Annotated in this window: 16 protein-coding genes and 1 pseudogene; 16 read left to right on the top strand and 1 reads right to left on the bottom strand. The window is 50.0% G+C overall.

Annotation, left to right across the window (positions count from 1 at the left end; genetic code table 11):
• The first annotated feature begins 37 nt into the window (after positions 1–37).
• The 8 genes and pseudogenes from ACFPQ4_RS18695 to ACFPQ4_RS18660 all read left to right on the top strand — a co-directional run bounded on the left by ACFPQ4_RS18695 (position 38) and on the right by ACFPQ4_RS18660 (position 7,914).
• Entirely contained in the window at positions 38–1,384 is a 1,347-nt protein-coding gene (locus ACFPQ4_RS18695) for an extracellular solute-binding protein (protein ID WP_378113414.1), read from the top strand.
• A gap of 74 nt (positions 1,385–1,458) precedes the next feature.
• A complete protein-coding gene (locus ACFPQ4_RS18690) occupies positions 1,459–2,334 on the top strand; it encodes a carbohydrate ABC transporter permease (protein WP_378113413.1) in 876 nt (291 codons plus the stop codon).
• A 20-nt stretch (positions 2,335–2,354) separates the two neighbouring features.
• Positions 2,355–3,176: a carbohydrate ABC transporter permease gene (locus ACFPQ4_RS18685; protein WP_378113412.1), complete on the top strand. Its 822-nt coding sequence runs from the start codon at positions 2,355–2,357 to the stop codon at positions 3,174–3,176.
• 20 nt (positions 3,177–3,196) lie between these two features.
• Positions 3,197–4,390: pseudogene (locus ACFPQ4_RS18680) on the top strand (beta-galactosidase); the annotation flags it as partial.
• 12 nt (positions 4,391–4,402) lie between these two features.
• A complete protein-coding gene (locus ACFPQ4_RS18675) occupies positions 4,403–5,284 on the top strand; it encodes a beta-galactosidase trimerization domain-containing protein (protein ID WP_378113491.1) in 882 nt (293 codons plus the stop codon).
• A gap of 19 nt (positions 5,285–5,303) precedes the next feature.
• Positions 5,304–7,280 carry a glycoside hydrolase family 30 protein gene (locus tag ACFPQ4_RS18670; RefSeq protein WP_378113411.1) on the top strand — a complete coding sequence of 659 codons (1,977 nt, stop codon included), beginning with the start codon at positions 5,304–5,306 and terminating at the stop codon, positions 7,278–7,280.
• Between the two features lie 139 nt (positions 7,281–7,419).
• Positions 7,420–7,590, top strand: coding sequence for a hypothetical protein (locus ACFPQ4_RS18665; RefSeq protein ID WP_378113410.1), 171 nt, complete (start codon positions 7,420–7,422; stop codon positions 7,588–7,590).
• Positions 7,591–7,605: 15 nt separating this feature from the next.
• Entirely contained in the window at positions 7,606–7,914 is a 309-nt protein-coding gene (locus ACFPQ4_RS18660; protein ID WP_378113409.1) for a hypothetical protein, read from the top strand.
• Here ACFPQ4_RS18660 and ACFPQ4_RS18655 read toward each other — a convergent pair.
• Complete coding sequence (locus tag ACFPQ4_RS18655) at positions 7,889–8,794, bottom strand: helix-turn-helix transcriptional regulator (RefSeq protein WP_378113408.1); 906 nt, start codon at positions 8,792–8,794, stop codon at positions 7,889–7,891. The two genes, ACFPQ4_RS18660 and ACFPQ4_RS18655, sit on opposite strands and share 26 nt — an antisense overlap.
• Before the next feature lie 137 nt (positions 8,795–8,931).
• Here ACFPQ4_RS18655 and ACFPQ4_RS18650 point away from each other — a divergent pair, with 137 nt between their 5' ends.
• The 8 genes from ACFPQ4_RS18650 to ACFPQ4_RS18615 all read left to right on the top strand — a co-directional run bounded on the left by ACFPQ4_RS18650 (position 8,932) and on the right by ACFPQ4_RS18615 (position 18,477).
• Positions 8,932–9,777, top strand: coding sequence for a sugar phosphate isomerase/epimerase family protein (locus tag ACFPQ4_RS18650; protein ID WP_378113407.1), 846 nt, complete (start codon positions 8,932–8,934; stop codon positions 9,775–9,777).
• Positions 9,777–10,832: a Gfo/Idh/MocA family protein gene (locus ACFPQ4_RS18645; RefSeq protein ID WP_378113406.1), complete on the top strand. Its 1,056-nt coding sequence runs from the start codon at positions 9,777–9,779 to the stop codon at positions 10,830–10,832. Before ACFPQ4_RS18650 ends, ACFPQ4_RS18645 begins: the two co-directional genes overlap by 1 nt.
• 188 nt (positions 10,833–11,020) lie before the next feature.
• Complete coding sequence (locus tag ACFPQ4_RS18640; protein WP_378113405.1) at positions 11,021–11,311, top strand: hypothetical protein; 291 nt, start codon at positions 11,021–11,023, stop codon at positions 11,309–11,311.
• A 237-nt stretch (positions 11,312–11,548) separates the two neighbouring features.
• Positions 11,549–13,165: a sensor histidine kinase gene (locus ACFPQ4_RS18635; RefSeq protein WP_378113404.1), complete on the top strand. Its 1,617-nt coding sequence runs from the start codon at positions 11,549–11,551 to the stop codon at positions 13,163–13,165.
• Positions 13,158–14,777 carry a response regulator transcription factor gene (locus ACFPQ4_RS18630; protein ID WP_378113403.1) on the top strand — a complete coding sequence of 540 codons (1,620 nt, stop codon included), beginning with the start codon at positions 13,158–13,160 and terminating at the stop codon, positions 14,775–14,777. Before ACFPQ4_RS18635 ends, ACFPQ4_RS18630 begins: the two co-directional genes overlap by 8 nt.
• Positions 14,778–15,006: 229 nt before the next feature.
• The gene (locus tag ACFPQ4_RS18625; RefSeq protein WP_378113490.1) at positions 15,007–15,873 is read left to right on the top strand and encodes an ABC transporter permease; all 867 of its coding nucleotides are present in this window, start codon (positions 15,007–15,009) and stop codon (positions 15,871–15,873) included.
• Between the two features lie 21 nt (positions 15,874–15,894).
• Positions 15,895–16,851 carry a carbohydrate ABC transporter permease gene (locus tag ACFPQ4_RS18620; protein ID WP_378113402.1) on the top strand — a complete coding sequence of 319 codons (957 nt, stop codon included), beginning with the start codon at positions 15,895–15,897 and terminating at the stop codon, positions 16,849–16,851.
• Between the two features lie 51 nt (positions 16,852–16,902).
• Positions 16,903–18,477: an ABC transporter substrate-binding protein gene (locus ACFPQ4_RS18615; RefSeq protein ID WP_378113401.1), complete on the top strand. Its 1,575-nt coding sequence runs from the start codon at positions 16,903–16,905 to the stop codon at positions 18,475–18,477.
• Positions 18,478–18,487 lie beyond the last annotated feature (10 nt).

Below are 18,487 nucleotides of genomic sequence, written 5' to 3'. Positions count from 1 at the left end.
GAAGCAAGAGAAACAATTAACTAAGGAGGTCTATTTTGTGAAAGGGTTTACAACTAAGGCAGCTACTCTGGTAATGGCAACGAGTTTGGTTATCGGTCTAAGCGCATGCGGGTCCAATAAAAACAATTCCGGCTCGTCATTGGAAGCGCCTTCATCGGCAGCGGTAACGACAGAGCCGTCGAAATCGGCGGAACCGGTAACCTTGAAGCTCTGGCATCAGTGGGCTTCCCCGAACGACGGTAATACCAAAGCATTTCGTGCCGCGATCGACGAATGGAACAAGAACAACCCGGACATTCAGGTCGAAGACGACGGCATCGACGGAGAGTCCTACAAGACGAAGATCAAAACGGCGATCGCGGCTAACGAAGCCCCGGACATCTTCTACGCTTGGGGAGCGGGTTTCGCCAAGCCTTTCGTAGAAGCCAATGCGGTGCTTCCTCTAGATGATTATTTGACGGACGGCACAAGCGATAAGCTCTTGCCTGGCTCGTTGACGAACGTAACCTACGACGGCAAAGTGTACGGTCTGCCTACGAGCTTATCGGTCGCTTCCTTGTACGTAAACAAAGAGATGTTCGATCAGAATGGCATCAAAGTCCCGACGACGTTCAACGAACTGCTCGACGCGGTAAAGGCATTCCGGGCGAAAGGGATTACGCCGATCACTGTGGGAGAGAAGGATCTGTGGCCGGGCATGTACTGGTATGACATTATGGCGATTCGTACCGCAGGTGCTCAAGATGTTCAAAACGCCTTAAGTAACACGGCCTCATTCGATACGCAACCTTACAAAGACGCGGCAGCCAAGCTGCAAGAGCTTGTTGATGCCAAGGCGTTTAATACGAGCCTATTCTCGAACGGCTACAACGAAATGGTGAGCGACTTCACGCAAGGAAAAGCCGCTATGTGCTTCCAAGGCAACTGGCTGGGCGGCTCCGTCGAAGACGAGAATTCGTTGGTCAAAGGCAAAGTTATCGCCATTCCGTTCCCGACAATCGATGGAGGTAAGGGAACCTCGGATGAGTTCTTCGGCGGTGCGATTGATGCTCTATGGGTAAGCGCCAACACGAAGCACAAAGATGAAGCTGTCAAAGTTATCAAGTTTTTAACCGAACAAATGTCCAACAAGCTGTATGAAGCGGGTGCGGGCCTTCCGAGCTGGAAAGTATCGGGCGTAGACGAGAGTAAGATTAGTCCGCTGACGAAGCAAACGATGGACATGATGAAGAACGCAACGAACACGGTTATGTGGTGGGATATTTTCCTCGAAGGCAAAGATGCGGATACGCACAAAAATCTAGTAGCCCAAGTCTTTGACGGAAAAATAACCCCGGATGCTTATGCCGTGGAGATGCAAAAAATCAATTCAAGTAAACAATAACAGCTTTCACTAGCACAACTTTTTGCAAAGACGGTCCCTGAATGCGGGGCCGTCCTTGCGGAAGGAGGAGAACCATGGATAAGGTACTTGGAGACAAAAGGGCAATCGGACTATTCGTTCTGCCTACGCTCATCCTGTTTGCCGTAATAATCATTGCTCCGATTTTCTTATCCGGCTACTACAGCCTGTTAGATTGGAATGGCATAGGAAAGGGAGCTTTCATCGGTCTTAAAAATTATAACGATTTGTTGTTTCACTCTACGGACGGTTTCGGCAAGTCCGTAGGTAACTCCATTATTCTGCTGCTGCTCTCGGTGTTCGTGCAGCTTCCGATTGCTTTGATTATAGCTTTGGTGTTGGCGCGCGGGATGAGGGGCGAAGGCTTCTACCGAACGGTGTATTTCATTCCGGTTATTATGTCGACCGTGGTTATCGGACAGCTTTGGTTGAAAATCTATAACCCGGATTATGGGTTGTTTAATTCCTTTCTGCACGGAATCGGTCTAGACTCCTTAGCTTCGGATTGGCTAGGAGAATCAAGCAAAGCGCTTTACTCCGCATTCGTTCCGATCTTATGGCAGTATACCGGCTACCACATGCTATTATTGTACGCCTCGGCCAAATCCGTGTCGGAAGAAATCTATGAAGCCGCGCGAATCGATGGAGCTACGGGCACTCAGACCGCGATTAAGATCACCATTCCGATGATTAAGCCAATGATCCAGGTTTGCCTGACTTTTGCCGTAATTGGATCCTTAAAAATCTTTGACCTGGTTTACGTCTTAACCAGAGGCGGTCCGCTGCATGCGACCGAAGTGCCCAGCACGTTGATGTACAAGTCGATCTTTGATCAGTACCAGTACGGTTATGGCAGCTCGATTTCCATCTTCATTATCGCCGAGTGCTTAATCTTCACCTTAATCCTACAAAAAATGTTTAAGAGCGAATAATAGACTGCGGGTGGAAAGAAATGAAAACAAAATCTTTATTGCTGAATGTCGTCCTGATCATCGGCATGGTTACTTGCTTATATCCGCTAATCTGGCTAGTGCTATTCTCTCTAAAGGACAACAACGAGATTTTCGGAGGAAACGTCGCCGGTTTGCCCGATCGCTTTCTGTGGGGGAATTACAAGGAAGCGTTGATTCAAGCAAAGGTGGGCATCTATTTTAAGAATAGCGTGCTGGTAACGGGGATTACGATAATAGCCGCCTGCTTCCTGGCTCTAACAACCTCATACGCCATTATTAGAATGAGGTGGAAGCTCAGCAAAGCGGCGTTAACGCTGCTGCTGCTCGGGTTGATGGTACCTCAGCATGCGGCTCTGCTTCCTATTTTCATAATATTGAAAAAATTAAGCCTGCTAGATTCTTATTGGGCGTTGATTATTCCCTATACCGTGTTCGCCATCCCAATGGCCGTGTTTATTTTCTCGGGATTTTTGAAAGGCATTCCGAAGGAGCTCGAGGAAGCCGCTTGTATCGATGGCTGCAATATTTATCAAATTTTATTCAAAATCGTCTCGCCGCTAGTAACGCCCGCATTGGCCACGATTGCTATATTTACTTACCTCTCTTCTTGGAATGAGCTAATGTTCGCCGTAACTTTCGTTAATTCGGCCTCCTTGAAGACGATAACGGTAGGCATCCAGACGATGGTCGGCCAATACTCTACAGCTTGGGGTCCCATCGGTGCGGGTCTGGTTGTAGCCACATTACCCACGATACTGATCTATTCCATCTTGAGCAATCAAGTTCAGAAGAGTCTTATCGTCGGAGCGGTTAAGGGATAGTCGAAAGCGAGGAATAGGAATTGATTAATCAGCACAAGACGTTCAGGACGGATAAGTTTCTATATGGCGTCTGTTATTATCCCGAGCATTGGGACGAGGAGCTATGGGAGGAAGACTTTCGCAGGATGCGGGAGTTAGGGATGAATGTCGTTCGCATGGGGGAGACCGCTTGGAACATTTGGGAGCCGGAGGAGGATGTTTATTCCTTCGAGCTCTTTGATCGGGCGATTGAGCTAGCCGCCCAAAACAACCTAAAAGTAATCCTGGGCACGCCTACTTATGCGCCGCCTGCATGGTTAACTTTTAAATATCCCGAAGTGCTAAGACTAGATTTCTATGGCCATGTCATGCAGCACGGATCACGCCGGCATGCCAATTATACAAGCGAGGTGATCCTTGAGCGCAGCATGAAGGTCGTAACGGCAATCGCGGAGCATTACAAGAATAACGCGAGCGTTATCGGCTGGCAGATCGATAACGAGCTGAATTGTCACATGGATGTGAGCTTTGCGGATAGCGATCATGACGCATTCCGGGAATGGTGTAACGTCAAATACGGCGACTTGGGCGCGTTAAACGCGGCGTGGGGGACCGCTTTTTGGGCGCAGACCTATACGGATTGGAATCAGATCTGCCTGCCTCGCCCGACTGTTACCTATCATAACCCAGGTCACTTGTTGGACTTCTATCGCTTCATCTCCGATTCCGCCATTGGATTCGCGAAGCTGCAGTCCGACATTCTCAAAGCTGCCAATCCGAAAGCTTTCGTCACGCATAATGGCCTATTCGATAATATCGACTACCATAAGCTGACGGAGCAATCGCTCGATTTTATCTCGTTCGATTCGTATCCAGCTTTCGCGCTAATGCAGCGGCAAGACAGTCCCGAGCATTTCAGGGATCGAATCTTCAGCATGAGACTCAGCCGCGTGAGAGGCCTGTCTTCGAAATTCGTCATTCTTGAGCAGCAAGCCGGGCCCGGAGGACAATAGGGATCCGTACTGCTAGACAAAGTATCGGACTATTTGCACCGAACGCCCAAGCCTGGGCAGATGCGATTGTGGGCATGGCAATCCATCGCTCACGGTGCGGACGGATTGCTGTTCTTCCGATGGAGAACCTGTCCGTACGGGGCCGAGTCTTTGTGGCATGGGTTGAACCAATACGGCAACCAACCTAACAGGCGATTAGACGAAGCAGGGCAGCTTGGGCGCGAGCTGAAGGAGGTGAATCAGCTCATCATTGAAAGCGCATGCAAGTCGGATGCGGCCATCCTTTACGATTACGATAACGACAGCAACTGCAAGATCGAAGGATATATCGGACAACAAATGTGGCGAAGCGAAGAGAAGGTCTATCAAGCGTTAAACGAAAGGCACATTATGACGGACGTTCTCCCGCACGCCCAATCGCTGCAAGCCGCGCAGTTGAAGCCTTACAAGATCATCTTTTGCGTAAACGCGCAAATGCTGGATGAGGAGGATATTGCGAGACTTACCGCTTACGTCGAGGAGGGAGGCATCCTTGTTCTAGGGCCTAGATGCGGCTACAAGAGCAGGGAGAACAAAGCCCGCATGCTACCATTCCCTGGATTACTAAGAGAGCTTGCCGGAATCGAAGTGAGAGACTTCACGATGTTGGATGAATCCGACAAAGTGGAAGTACGGTTCGAAAGCAATGGCAAGGCTACCGGAACTGTTACCTTTAATGAAATGCTAGCTTTGACCGCGGCGAACGCAGAGATCGTCGCCCGATACACCTCTGATTACTATGCGCATGAGACGGCTATTTCTAAAGTTTCAGTCGGGAAGGGAAAGGTTATCTATTGCGGCACGATGCCAACAGTCGAGATCACCGATCTTATTTTAGAGGACCTAGGCATAGAGGGTGACCTATCTGATTGGGTTGAAGTGCCCAAAGAAATCGAGGTCGTTAAGAGAGCGCATCATAGCGGGGATATTTACATTTTTATGAACTATATGAATAAGCCGGTTAACGTTTATTTTAAACAAAGCGTTAACGAGCTCATATCCGGGAGCTTGCTTACGGGGGCATTTGGATTACAGCCCTTTGCGGTCCATTTAATTCAGAAAAATAAATTCAATTAAAGCGAGGAGCGAATGAATAATGTTTTATCGGAAAACCATGAAAAAAACGGTGTTCAGCATGGCATCCGCATTACTCGTATTTTCGACGCTAACGCTCGGGAACGCAACGACTTATGCCGCGGACGGTACGGCAACGGTGAACTGGAATGTCGAAAACCAAGAAATCGACGGCTTCGGCGTTTCGGGGGCGTTCCACCAGGCTTATCAATTGCAGCAAAGCAACTCGACCGTTCAGAACCAAGTGTTGGACCTGCTGTTCTCTACGACAAACGGAGCAGGATTATCTATCATAAGAAACGACGTGGGAGACAGCGGAACATGGAACGACGTAGCCAGCTGGCCGCATACCTCAATTGAACCGACGCAAGGAAATTTTAATACGGATGTTCTGAATGACGATCAGCTATGGTTCATGAATCAGGCCAAAACCCGCGGAGTTAACAGGTTCTTCAGCACCGTATGGAGTCCTCCTGGCTGGATGAAGACGAACGGTACCGTGGAGCATGGCGGAAGCTTAAGAACGGATATGTATCAGGCTTATGCCGATTACCTCGCTAGATATATTAAGGACTATAAGTCGAAGTTCGGTATCGACCTCTATGCGATCTCCCTCGCGAACGAGCCTAATAACGATACGTACTATTCTTCGAGCGACTGGACGGGCAACCAATTCCGTGATTTTATTAACAATAATTTAATTGCTACGTTCGATAACAACAATATCACTTCGAAGGTCATTGTGGGAGAGTCCGCCGGGTGGGAGGAAAGTCTCGCCGTATCTTCTTTAAACGACGGAACAGCAAGCTCGCGATTGGATATTACGGGGACGCATGCCTACGATGCCGGTACGGGCGCTTTACCGGTTACGTTAAGTAAGAATAAGAAATTTTGGCAGACCGAAGTCGGTAACATGGGGCCTAATAACAATACCCTCGATGACCAGCTCTATTGGGCGAAGCTGATTAATAGCCATATGCTTAGCAATGCGAGCGCTTGGCTTTATTGGTGGGGCGTTACCGTTAAAAACGACGGCGAGGCGCTGATTAACAACTTAAATCCGAGCGCTAACACGTATACGGTTCAAAAGAGACTGTATGCTATCGCCAACTTCAGCCGTTTCATTAGACCTGGCTACGTCAGAATCGGCGCAGATTCCAATCCGGCTACGGATGTTTATTTGACGGCCTATAAGAATAAATCCGACGGAAAATTCGTATTGGTTGCCATTAACGATAGCGGCTCTAATAAAAGCATCAACTTCTCGCTGAACGGTTTCACGGCATCCTCGGTCACTCCCTACCGTACGTCCGCGACCGAAAGCATGGCGGCTCTATCCAATGTAAGCGTTACGGGCGGCAATGCGCTTAACGTTACGCTTAATGCAAAAAGCATTACGACATTCGTAGGAACCGCGACTTCTACGGGTAATAGCGGCGTGCAGTTGTTCTTTAACGATTTCGAGAACGGTACGATCGGACAAAATGCGGCTGGCTGGACGACGGACGGTGGAACCTGGCAAGTGTTCCAACCGGCGGGCAACACCAAGGAGTATCAGAAGACTAGCACGGGAGACAATACTTCCCTAGCCGGATCGAGTTGGTCGAATTATTATGTACAGGGCTATCTAAAGCTTGCGGATGTAACCAATGGAGGCGTCTGTCTACTCGGCAGAGTCCAAGATAATAGTCACTATTACCAGCTTGAATTCAAGAAGGATACTTCGGGCAATCGGAAGTGGTGGATTTGGAAAAACAACGGCGGCAGCTGGACGCAGATCGCATCGGGGTACTATCCTTATGAGGCCAATACGTACTACCTGACTAGGCTCGATATGAACGGAAGCCGATTGACCGCTTCGATCTCGACGGACTTCGGTAATTCATTCGTAACTCTCGGATCCGGGCAAGATACGCAATATACATCCGGCAAGATCGGCGTAAGATCTTGGGGATCGGGCGGTTCCTTTGACGCAATAAGGGTTATTCAGGATAACTGATAACAATAACCAAAAAGCAAAGCAACGCCGAAAGAACGAGCTTGCGATTCGGGCAACTCGCATCTTAAGCGGCAGCGATGCGGCGGAAATCCCGGTTGTACGATCATCGAACGGGAGTTTCGCTCCAGGAAATACAGCGATGATTTTCGGCGTAGGAATGAATTTCCCGGCGATCGACGATAAACAAGAAGATCCGTCGATCATCGGGTTGCTACCGTTGCCGTATATGGAGGGTACGAAGCGAACGATACCAGGCTGGTACAGCGGGTTTGCGGTATCGCGAACGGCTATCAATAAATCCGCCGCATAGGAGTTTGTTTCTTACTTGTCGATGCAAGTGAACGAAACGACGCTGCAGCTTGGCAAAGCGGAAATTCCAACAAGTCCTAGCATAGCTAACGAGCTGCGAAAGACTGCCGATCCGAAGCTCGCATTTTATATGGATGAGGCGCAAAATGGGACGCATGCCGATCAGGCGGTAATTAACAAAATCGCGGCCCTGTGGGATAAAACGATTGAAATGAAGTTCCAAGGCATCGTGCATGGCAACGATGCGGATATTCCAGCGGGACTGCATGATCTTGCTCTTGATATCGATGAGGCGCTGACTAAGTCATCCCCGTCTTCATCTTAACGGTTTTGGCGTACTCGGACGGAGACATGCCGGCGTTTTTCTTGAATTCCCTAGAGAAATAATGAATGCTCGAATAACCAAGCCTGGCCGATATTTCGGTCAGGTTATATTTTTGTTCCCGGATGAGCGTCTTCGCTTCTTCGAACTTGAGCGTCCGGTAATATTCCATAATGCCGCAACGGAAACGGTCGTGGAAAATTTGCTTCAGCCGGCTTTTGCCGACATGGAATTGCTTGCAGAGCACTTCTAGGGACAGCGGCTCGGACAGGTTCCGCCGCAGATAATCGACGATGCGGTCGCTGAGCTCCTGCTCGAAGTTCGTCTTATACACGTTGGTCAGCTTGGCCGACGGCTTGTCCGCTTCGGCGGTCTGGCAGGCTCGGACGAGCGAAATGAGCAGGATTTCCAAGTAGGACCGCATCAATTGCTCGCTGCCGAACGGCGCTTCCGGATTGCGGATAAGCCGGTGCTCCGACGGGTCGTCGAACGGAGGCGCGAACGCGCGAAACCCTTCCTGGACGGCGAGCGAGAGCCAATGCCGGTCCGCGTCGCTAAGCGTCAGCACGAGGTCCTGCAACGCGTTCATTCCGGGAGAAGCGCATTCGAAAGAAATCACGACCAGATTCGGCGGCTTATGATGGGGCTGAACCCGCACCGTATGGAACTCGTCCGGCTTATGGAAGATCATATGGCCCTGCTTCAGCTCGTACGTCCGGTCGTCCGCGCGCACTTCCACGCTTCCTTTGTCGACGTACAGCAGCTCCCAGAAGTCGTGCTGCTCTCCATCGAACACGAAGCCGTTCGCGTATTCGAAGTAATGGAACGAGATCAGTTGATCGACCTTGAGCGATTCCGCAAGCGCGGTTCTGACGAATTCCATGCTTCTGCCTCCCTGTTAAAAACGATTGTAGCATCGCCCTCGCGATCTGTACAAATCTATCGGCTGAATTGCTAAATGCGCGCCCTTGGTCCTCGTCTATAATCAACACTATCATAAGGAATGGAGTTGAACGACGGATGAAAAAGGGGATCAATATTTGGTCGTTTCCCGGGGGCATGTCGCTCGCGGATTCGATCCGGCTCGCTAAAACGGCCGGCTTCGAGGGTATAGAACCGGCGCTCGGCGCTACGGGGGAGCTCGGCTTGGATTGCACGGAGCGCGAGCTGCTGGAAATCCGCAAGACGGCCGAGGATACGGGCATCGAGCTGACGAGCTTGGCAAGCGGACTGTATTGGGATTATTCGCTGACGAGCTCTGACGCGAGCATTCGCGCGAAGGCGCGGGACATCGTGAAAAAGCAGCTCGAATCGGCGTCCGTCCTCGGCGTAGACACGATTCTCGTCGTTCCCGGCGCGGTCGGCGTCGACTTCATTCCAGGTTCGGAGGTCGTACCGTACGACCGTGCGTACGATTACGCGCTCGAGGCGTTGTCGGGCCTAGCGGCGGAAGCCGAAGCGCAGCGCGTTAGCATCGGAATCGAGAACGTGTGGAACAAGTTCCTGCTGTCTCCGCTCGAGATGCGGGGCTTCATTGACGCGATCGGCTCGCCATACGTGGGCGCTTACTTCGACGTCGGCAACGTCATCTACTCCGGCTATCCGGAGCATTGGATTCCGATTCTCGGCCATCGCATCAAGAAGGTGCATTTCAAGGATTATCGCCGGGACGCGGGCGGGTTGCACGGCTTCGTCGACTTATTGGCGGGAGACGTCGATTACGAGGCGGTCGTATCCGCGCTTAAAGGCATCGGCTACGACGGGTACGTTATCGCCGAGATGATCCCGGGCTATAGGCAACAGCCTCAGCAGATCGTTCATAATACATCCGGCGCGATGGACGCGATCCTGGGGAGGAATAAGTAATGCTGCGAATCGGACTGATCGGTCTTGGGTTCATGGGCAATACCCATCTCGAGAATTATATGCGGTTAGAGCAAGAAGGACATGACATTCAAGTCGTCGCGCTATGCGACATGGATCCGGAGAAGCTGAAGGGTCCCGCGACGGCGGGCAATATCGAGACCGTCGGCGGCGCGATCGATTTTGGCAGATTCAAGAAGTATACAAGCGTCGCGGACATGCTGGCGGGCGAGCAACTGGACGCCGTGGACATCACGCTGCCTACGTTCTTGCACGAGCAAGTAGCCGTGCAGTGCTTGGAGCACGGCTTGCACGTGCTATGCGAGAAGCCGATGGCGCTGACGCAGGAGGCTTGCGACAATATGCTCGCCGCGGCGGAGCGAAGCGGCAAGCAGCTAATGATCGGACAATGTCTCCGGTTCTGGCCGGCGTATGTACGGCTGAAGGAAGCGATCGAAGGCGGCGAGTTCGGCGAGGTGACGAACGCTTGCTTCTTCCGGGGAGGCGCGACGCCGACTTGGGGGCCGTGGCTGTTGCAGAAGGAGAAGAGCGGCGGCGCGCTCATGGACATGCACGTCCACGATGCGGATATGGTGTACTGGCTGTTCGGCATGCCGCAAGCGGTATCCGCCGTCGGTCGCAACGTCGTGCCGGGGAGCGGCTACGATCTGGTTTCGGCTCACTACCGATACGCCGGCGGGCAAGTCGTGAACGCGCAAGCGGACTGGACGCTGCAAGGCGACTTCGGCTTCGAAATGACGTACCGCGTCAACTTCGAACGCGGGAATATCTTATTCAAAGACGGCGTCGTGCGGGTTAATCCGAACGAAGGAGCCGGCTATGCGCCGGAGCTGTCGGCGGATATGGGTTACTACTATCAGCTCAAGCACTTCGTAGAGCGATTGGTAGCCGGACTTCCGATCGTCACGGCCGCCGGCCGAGATACGCGAGGCACGATCGAACTGGTGCGCGCAGAGATGCGCTCGGCGGACGAAGACGGAGCTTGGGTCGCAATCGTGACAGGAGAGCAAGTTCGGTATTATGACGATGAAGGATAACGTTTGGCGCAAAAACGTCGCAGGAGGAGCGCGAAGACGCTGTTCGACATGAGCCAGAAGCAATATCCGATGCCCGTCAAAATCACGTTGCCTTTCGAGTTGATCGTCAGACAATCTTCCTAACAGCATGAATGGCATGCGTTCCAGCGTTCACCGAGCCTTGCTATCGAATCCGATAGCAGGGCTTTTTGCATCAAGAGGACCAATTTCTCATCCATTCGACTATGACGACCGGCAAAGTCGCGATGAGCTTCGCGGGCTCTTGGTCCGCTGCCGAATTCAAGAAAGCGAACATTCAATTCGATTACATGACGCAATGGTTCGCGGAAGCGCCGACTCATCATTGCGCCATGTCGATCGGGCACAACGCGTCGTTGTTCCGGAAAGCCGTAACAATTGGCGATCAAGGTTTTTTGGCGCACGCCAAGCGATATCGCCGTTTCGACTTTATTATGGACTTCATGTGGGGCTTGTCGTAGGATAAGGACATATTGCAGGAATACATTAACAAACATGGCGTATTACAGAGGGGTAACCTAATGAATCATAAGAGAACATTACGCTCCAAACTAATACTCGTTTTTTTTATCGTTACAGCCCCCCTTATAGCTGCTCTGTTTTACAACAACTTCTATGCTATGAACGTCGTGCGTGCCGAAGTAACCCAATCCTATTCCAATTTCTTAGAGTCCCAAGTATCGGAGCTCGATCAAACGTTGGAAGAAACGAGCAACTATCTTCTGCGGCTAGCGAGCAGCGATTTTTCTTATACGAATTTGATACCGCTTACATTGTACGCGAAGGACAGCGGCGAATATTTTATGGCCAAGCAATGGTTATTAAGAAAATTCGAAGACGATCTCGGCTTGTACAAAGGAATCGAAACCTTCTTCGTCTATTCGAAAAAATACAATGACATGATCATTAACCACAATACTTATGAAGATACCCAGGAGCAGGAAGGCGTCTTGTATTCCTTCTTCGGGATGGGCAAGGAGATGGATCTTCAAAACTGGCAAATCGTATTGCGAGACGATAAATATTACTTGATTCGAGCCGTTCAAATCAGCCCGAAGGAAGTTAACCGCGAACTTTACGTCGGCGCGATGATCAATATCGAAAAGTGGGTGCAGCCGCTTAACGCGATGAAAATCGGCAACGACGAGAAACAGAAAGAGCTGCTCCTTATGTCCGATAAGGGCGTCTCGCTCCTGCATACCTCGCTTTCGGCGGATAAGGTCAATGAAATCGTCAACAAAATGAACCAGCACGAGTCGAAATACATTTCGTTCTCCAAATCGTCGAACGGGACGAAATATTTGCTCGCCGGCATTCCGTTCCGGCACGTACCGATGAGCTTGTCCGTGTTTATTCCCGAGAACATCGTGTTGCATAAGCTGCTTTATTTTCAACGCCTGCTCTTCTTGATCCCGATCGGGCTCGTCCTTATTCTGGCCGGTTATCTCTTGTTCGTGAAGCAAGTGATGCTCAGGCCGATGAACGCGCTAATTAAAGGGATGAGAAGCATTACCCGGGGAGATTTGGCCGTTCGGCTGGACGATAATTCTACAAGGGAGTATTCGTTCTTAATAGAGACGTTCAACAATATGGCGATGCAAATTCAAGCATTGAAGATCAACGTTTACGAGGAAATGCTGAAGGTACAGAAGGCGGAGTTCAATCACTTGCAGGCGCAAATCAACCCGCACTTCTACTTGAATTCTCTGAACGTTATTTATAGTTTATCCGTCGTGGAGAAGAACGATCTCGTTCAGAAAATGACGAAGCACCTGGTCGATTACTTCCGATTCATTACGCGCTCGCATCGGGATACGATATTGCTGTCCGAAGAGATGGGGCACATCAGCAATTACTTGGAAATCCAGAAGCTGCGTTTTCCGAACAAATTGCAATTTCAATTTTCGATTCCCGAAACGTACTCGCAATACGAAGTGTTCCCGTTGATGATTCAACCTTTCGTTGAGAATGCGATTATACACGGAATGGAAAAGGGAAAAGAGAGTTTTCAAATCGAGATCGGCGTACGGCCCTCCGAAGAAGCACCGGATTGCTACGAAGTGCTTATCGTCGATAACGGGAAAGGATTTACGGCCGAGAAGCTGCAAATGTTTCAAGCAGGCCAGTATGCGGAAGGCAAAGGCTCGGACGATAAACACTTGGGCATATGGAACGTGCACCACCGGTTGCGGATGAAGTACGGCTCGCAAGTGAAGATCCTGTTCGAGAACGGCCCAGAGAAAGGGGCTACGATCCGCCTAATTATTCCGAATCCATCTATGAGCGAAGATCAGGGAGGCAACTTGGATGTATAACGTGCTGCTAGTAGACGACGAGGTATATGCGATTGAGGCGCTTTTGAAGGGAATAGACTGGCCTAAGCTTGAATTTAGCGGGATCTACTACGCGTATGACGCGGATGATGCCATGGACATTATCAGAGCTCACGACATCGACGTTATGCTTTGCGACATCGAGATGCCGGATATGAACGGACTCGAATTGGCGGATTGGGTCAAAGAACGATACCCGTCAATCGTAACCGTGTTTTTGACCGCCCACGCCGACTTTTCTTACGCGCAGCAAGCCGTTCGGCTGGGGAGCTTCGAGTACTTGCTTAAGCCGGTCGATAAGGAGCAGCTACAGAAGACGATGCTGAAAGTGCTCGATCGATTGGAGGAGCTTAAGCGGGCGGAGCAATTCGACGAAACCTTCAATACCTACGTGAAGCTTTGGGAGAAACAGAAACCTTTGTTGACGGAGCGCTTCTGGCAAGATATTTTCGCGCAGCGCCTTATCCCGACTCCGGACAATTTGAAGCAAGCTCAATCATCCTATAACGTCGCGATCGATCCGAATACGACGATATTGCCGATTTTGCTTAGCGTGGAACTGTGGAGCAAGGAGTTCAACGTTCGCGACGAGGAAATCATGGAGTACGCGCTTCGGAACGCGGCTAAGGAGTTATTCCTGCATTCCGTGTCCGGCGACGTCGTGCAAGATCGGAACGGCATTCATTTTGTATTGATTTACATGACCGAAGGAAAACGGGTGGGCAAAAACGAATTGCGCAAAATGTGTCAGGCGTACATTGAAGCTTGCGCTCGCTTGTTTTATTGCAGCTTGTCTTGTTATGTGGGACGCCCGGTCGCGATCGGCGAAATCATTCCGTCCTATCATGCGCTGTTGGATTTGGAAGCTAACAACATCGCGAATATGAAAGTCGTACAATTTCAAGAGGAGCAAGTAGCTGCCCAGGCGCAACGTCCCGCGTCTCCCGCCTTCATCGACTGGACGGATTGGGCGGTTCTGTTCGAGCTTGGCAAGAAGGACGAGCTCTTTGGCAGAATGGACGCGCTGTTAGTTCGTCTGCAGGAACAAACGATTACCTCGGAGACGATCGGCGCCCTGTATCATTCGGTGCTGCATATGGTTTATCACGTGTCGCATAAAAAAGGATGGTCCGTAAAGGACTTCATCGGCTCGAAAAAAATGCTGGACGAAGCATCCGCCACGCGATCGATCGCGCAGTTTAAAATGTGGGCTTCGCGCGTCATTGCCGCCGGGATCGACTATATGAACAACAATAAGTCGGATAATTCGGCATTGATCGAGAAAATCAAGCAATACGTTCAAACTAACTTCAAAGTGGTAACGAGAGAAGATATTGCGTCGCACGTGCACTTGAACTCCGCTTATTTGTCCCGGTTTTTCAAGAAGGAAACGGGGCACACGTTAACGGACTACATCATTCAGGCCAAGATCACGCAAATAAAAATTATGCTGACCGAGTCGAATCTCAAAATCAGCGATATATGCGAATCCATGGGTTACGATAATTTCTCCCACTTCGGGAAAATGTTTAAGAGCAAAGTAGGAATCCACCCCCAAGAATATCGCAAACGTTATCAAAATATAGGGAAATAACAGAGACGCCTAGATCCTTGGATGACTCCATTCAAGGATCTATTTGCGTTTGCGTGACAGGTCATAAAAACGTCAATGTGGTCATTCGATTCCGTAGGAACGCCGGTTGCCCTTCGATATAGTGAAAATAACAAAAACGTTCAAGCCATTAGAGGTGATTACGATCGTAGAGAAAGCAAAGAAAAAATCATTTCTGAGAAAGGTGATCAAGGACCGGTATTTGCTCTTGATGTTACTACCCGGAACGATCTACTTGCTGATTAACAATTATATACCGATGTTCGGCACGATCGTGGCGTTCAAGAGCATCAATTACGCGCTGGGATACTGGAAAAGCCCTTGGGTAGGTTTCGACAACTTTAAGTTTCTGTTCAATTCCAGCGATGCTTGGATCATTACGCGAAATACGATTTTATATAACTTATCCTTTATTTTCTTAACGTTAATCTTCGCCGTAACCTTTGCGGTTCTGTTAAACGAATTACGCAATCGTTACTTATCGAACCTGTACCAAAGCATCATCTTCCTTCCGTATTTTTTATCGGCGGTCATTATCGGGTACTTGGGTTACGCGTTTCTTAGCCAAGAGTTCGGGTTCCTCAATCGGATTTTGGCGACGCTGGGCATCGAACCGATCTCTTGGTACAGCGAGCCGAAATATTGGACCTTCATATTGCCGCTAGTCTATATATGGAAAAACATCGGCTACTCGATCGTCATTTATTTAGCGGCGATCATGGGAATCGACAAAGAATACTACGAGGCCGCCATCACCGACGGCGCTTCGAAATGGCAGCTGACGCGGCATATTACGCTCCCTTCGATTAAGCCGATGATGATCGTTCTGACGCTTCTCGGAATCGGACATATTCTAAACGCGGATTTCGGTTTGTTCTATCAATTGCCGATGGATGCGGGAGCCTTGTATTCGACGACGAACGTAATCGATACGTACGTGTACCGAGCGTTGCTTCGTTTGGGCGATACCGGGATGTCGTCGGCGGCAGGCTTGTACCAAGCGGTCGTAGGCTTCGTGCTCGTGGTTAGCGTCAACTTCGTAGTCCGCAAAGTAGACAAAGAAAGCGCGCTATTCTAGCGAAGGAGGGAGTGGAGGAAATTGGCAACGTCAACTTTAGCGAAGGCGGAGAGCGCTCTAGGCAAGAAGAAAAAATATAAGGAAGCTTTAGCGGTCACGCCCAGAACGAACATCGTACTCAACCTGCTGTTCCTGTTTTACAGCTGCTTATGCCTATTCCCGATCTTGCTGGTCGTAGCCGTATCGTTCTCGGATGAAAAGTCGATCGCGCTTCATGGTTATAGCCTGATTCCCGAGTCGTTCAGCTTAGCCGCCTATAAATACTTGTGGTTCGATATTCACAGCATTATGAAGGCTTACGGGATATCTATTCTCGTAACCGTCATAGGCACGCTGGCCGGGTTGTTGATGACCGCTCTGTTCGCTTATCCGCTATCCAGGCGGGACTTCAACTTTCGCGGATTTTTCTCCTTCTTCATCTTCTTTACGCTTATTTTCAATGGCGGGCTCGTGCCTTGGTACTTGGTATACGTGAACATCGTTCCGGTCAAAGACTCGATACTCGCCCTGATCATACCGAGCCTATTAATGAACGCCTTCTTCGTCATCATCATGAGAACGTTTTTCCAAACGACGATCCATCCCTCGATTATCGAGTCGGCCAGCATCGAAGGGGCGAGCGAATTCAAAATTTTCTTAAGGATCGTGCTGCCGTTATCTTTGCCGGTGCTTGCTACGATCGGACTGTTCTACTCCCTAGGTTACTGGAACGGTTGGTATAACAGCCTGGTGTTCATCAACAACGACAAAATCATCAATCTCCAGTACATGATGTACAAGGTTCTGATGAATTTGCAGTTCTTAATTTCCAATGCGCAAGCCGGCTCGGGTCCGAGTTCAACAGAGATTGCCAATCTTCCCAACGAAACCGTTCGAATGGCCATGTGTATCGTCGGAACGGGACCTATGGTGTTCGCCTATCCTTTCTTTCAAAAGTTTTTCGTCAAAGGATTAACGATAGGCGCGGTCAAAGGCTAAATCTAGCGTTGCTAGTTAGCATATAGAATAAACATAATCAGGAGGGTTCGTATGAAGAAAGCAAAAAAAGCATTTCAACTTACCACCGCAATGCTGCTTTCCTTATCCGTATTAGCGGCTTGCGGCAATAACAACAATGGCGGAAACGCAAGTTCAGGCAACGCAACTCCGGCACCTGCATCCAGCGCGGCGCAGCAAGACGAGACGACGGCGCCTTCCAGTACGCCCGTTGCCGAGCTAGAGCCGTATACGATCAAGATGGTCGTACCGGCTGGATCCGTACCGAAAGATTTAGACCTAGTGAACGCGGAAATCAGCAAATATTTGAAGGATAAAATCAATGCATCCTTCGAGCTGAATGTAATCGAATGGGGTAGCTGGCAGGATAAAGTAAACTTGAAGTTCGCTTCGAGCGAGCCGTTCGACTTGCTGCAGGCGATGAACTGGGATAACTTCGGCACGAAAATTCAACAAGGCAACATTATCGATCTGACCGATCTTATCGATCAATATGCGCCGGATCTTAAACAGGTCATCAATCCGGTATTGCTGGAAGGCTCTAAGGTTAACGGCAAAAACTACGGCATTCCGATTAACAAAGAGCTTGCCAGCCAAGCCGGCGTTATGCTCCGCAAAGATCTGGTCGACAAATACCAGATCGACATCACGCAAATTAAAACGCTGCAGGACCTTGAGCCGATCTATCAAATGATCAAAGACAAAGAACCCGGCGTCACGCCTCTGTACTTGAATAAAGACACGAGCGTCGATTGGATTGCCAGCCCTATGAACTTCGAGGATTTGGGCGATAACAGTCCCGGTTACGTCGTAAGGGGAGCAAACGACTTTAAAGTCGTCAATACCTTTGAGAGCGCGCAAGTTAAAGAAGAGTTGGATTTAGCTCGCAAGTGGTTTTTGGCAGGCTTCGTCAATAAAGACGCGGCAACGACGGCAGACATTTCCGGAGCGCTGAAAGCCGGCAAAGCATTCTCTTACGTGCAACAGCTTAAGCCCGGTAAAGACGCGGAAGATAGTCTCGCTAACGGCGCTCCGTGGGTGCAAGTGGAATTGACGAAACCGATCATCCGGACAGGGGATACGACCGGCTCGATGACGTCGATCTCCAGAACTTCCAAAGATCCGGCCCGTGCGATGATGTTCCTCAACCTGCTTTATACAGACAAATACTTAGTTAACCTGCTCGCGTTCGGAATCGAAGGCAAGCACTTCGTCAAGACGGGCGAGAATACGATCGACTTCCCTGCAGGCGTTGACGCGAATACGTCGGGTTATGTACTGAACGGTGCATGGATGTTCGGCAACCAGTTCAACGACTATCTCTGGGCGAACGAAAACCCGCAAAAGTGGGACAACTTCAAGAAGTTCAACGAGGCTGCCGAGTCTTCCAGCGTTCTTGGATTCATCTTTAATCCGGAGCCGGTGAAAAACGAAATCGCGGCGTTCAACAACGCTAAGAAAGAATTCGAACCGTCGTTGTTCTCGGGTACGGTAGATCCGAACGAATATTTGCCGAAGTATCTCAATAAGTTGAAATCGATCGGCGCGGACAAAATTATCGCCGAGAAGCAAAGACAGTTGGACGAGTGGGTTAAAGCGAAGAAGTAATCGAATAGCA

The sequence above is a fragment of the Cohnella yongneupensis genome, assembly GCF_042655785.1.
GTDB lineage: Bacteria > Bacillota > Bacilli > Paenibacillales > Paenibacillaceae > Cohnella > Cohnella yongneupensis.
Note: the sequence above shows the minus strand (reverse complement) of the source record. Positions and strands in the feature narration are given on the sequence as shown.

Coding starts and splice junctions, on each gene's coding strand:
- ACFPQ4_RS18690 (WP_378113413.1), top strand. CDS start 1,459: ATGGATAAGGTACTTGGAGACAAAAGGGCAATCGGACTATTCGTTCTG.
- ACFPQ4_RS18685 (WP_378113412.1), top strand. CDS start 2,355: ATGAAAACAAAATCTTTATTGCTGAATGTCGTCCTGATCATCGGCATG.
- ACFPQ4_RS18670 (WP_378113411.1), top strand. CDS start 5,304: ATGTTTTATCGGAAAACCATGAAAAAAACGGTGTTCAGCATGGCATCC.
- ACFPQ4_RS18665 (WP_378113410.1), top strand. CDS start 7,420: ATGATTTTCGGCGTAGGAATGAATTTCCCGGCGATCGACGATAAACAA.
- ACFPQ4_RS18655 (WP_378113408.1), bottom strand. CDS start 8,794: ATGGAATTCGTCAGAACCGCGCTTGCGGAATCGCTCAAGGTCGATCAA.
- ACFPQ4_RS18650 (WP_378113407.1), top strand. CDS start 8,932: ATGAAAAAGGGGATCAATATTTGGTCGTTTCCCGGGGGCATGTCGCTC.
- ACFPQ4_RS18645 (WP_378113406.1), top strand. CDS start 9,777: ATGCTGCGAATCGGACTGATCGGTCTTGGGTTCATGGGCAATACCCAT.
- ACFPQ4_RS18630 (WP_378113403.1), top strand. CDS start 13,158: ATGTATAACGTGCTGCTAGTAGACGACGAGGTATATGCGATTGAGGCG.
- ACFPQ4_RS18625 (WP_378113490.1), top strand. CDS start 15,007: ATGTTACTACCCGGAACGATCTACTTGCTGATTAACAATTATATACCG.
- ACFPQ4_RS18615 (WP_378113401.1), top strand. CDS start 16,903: ATGAAGAAAGCAAAAAAAGCATTTCAACTTACCACCGCAATGCTGCTT.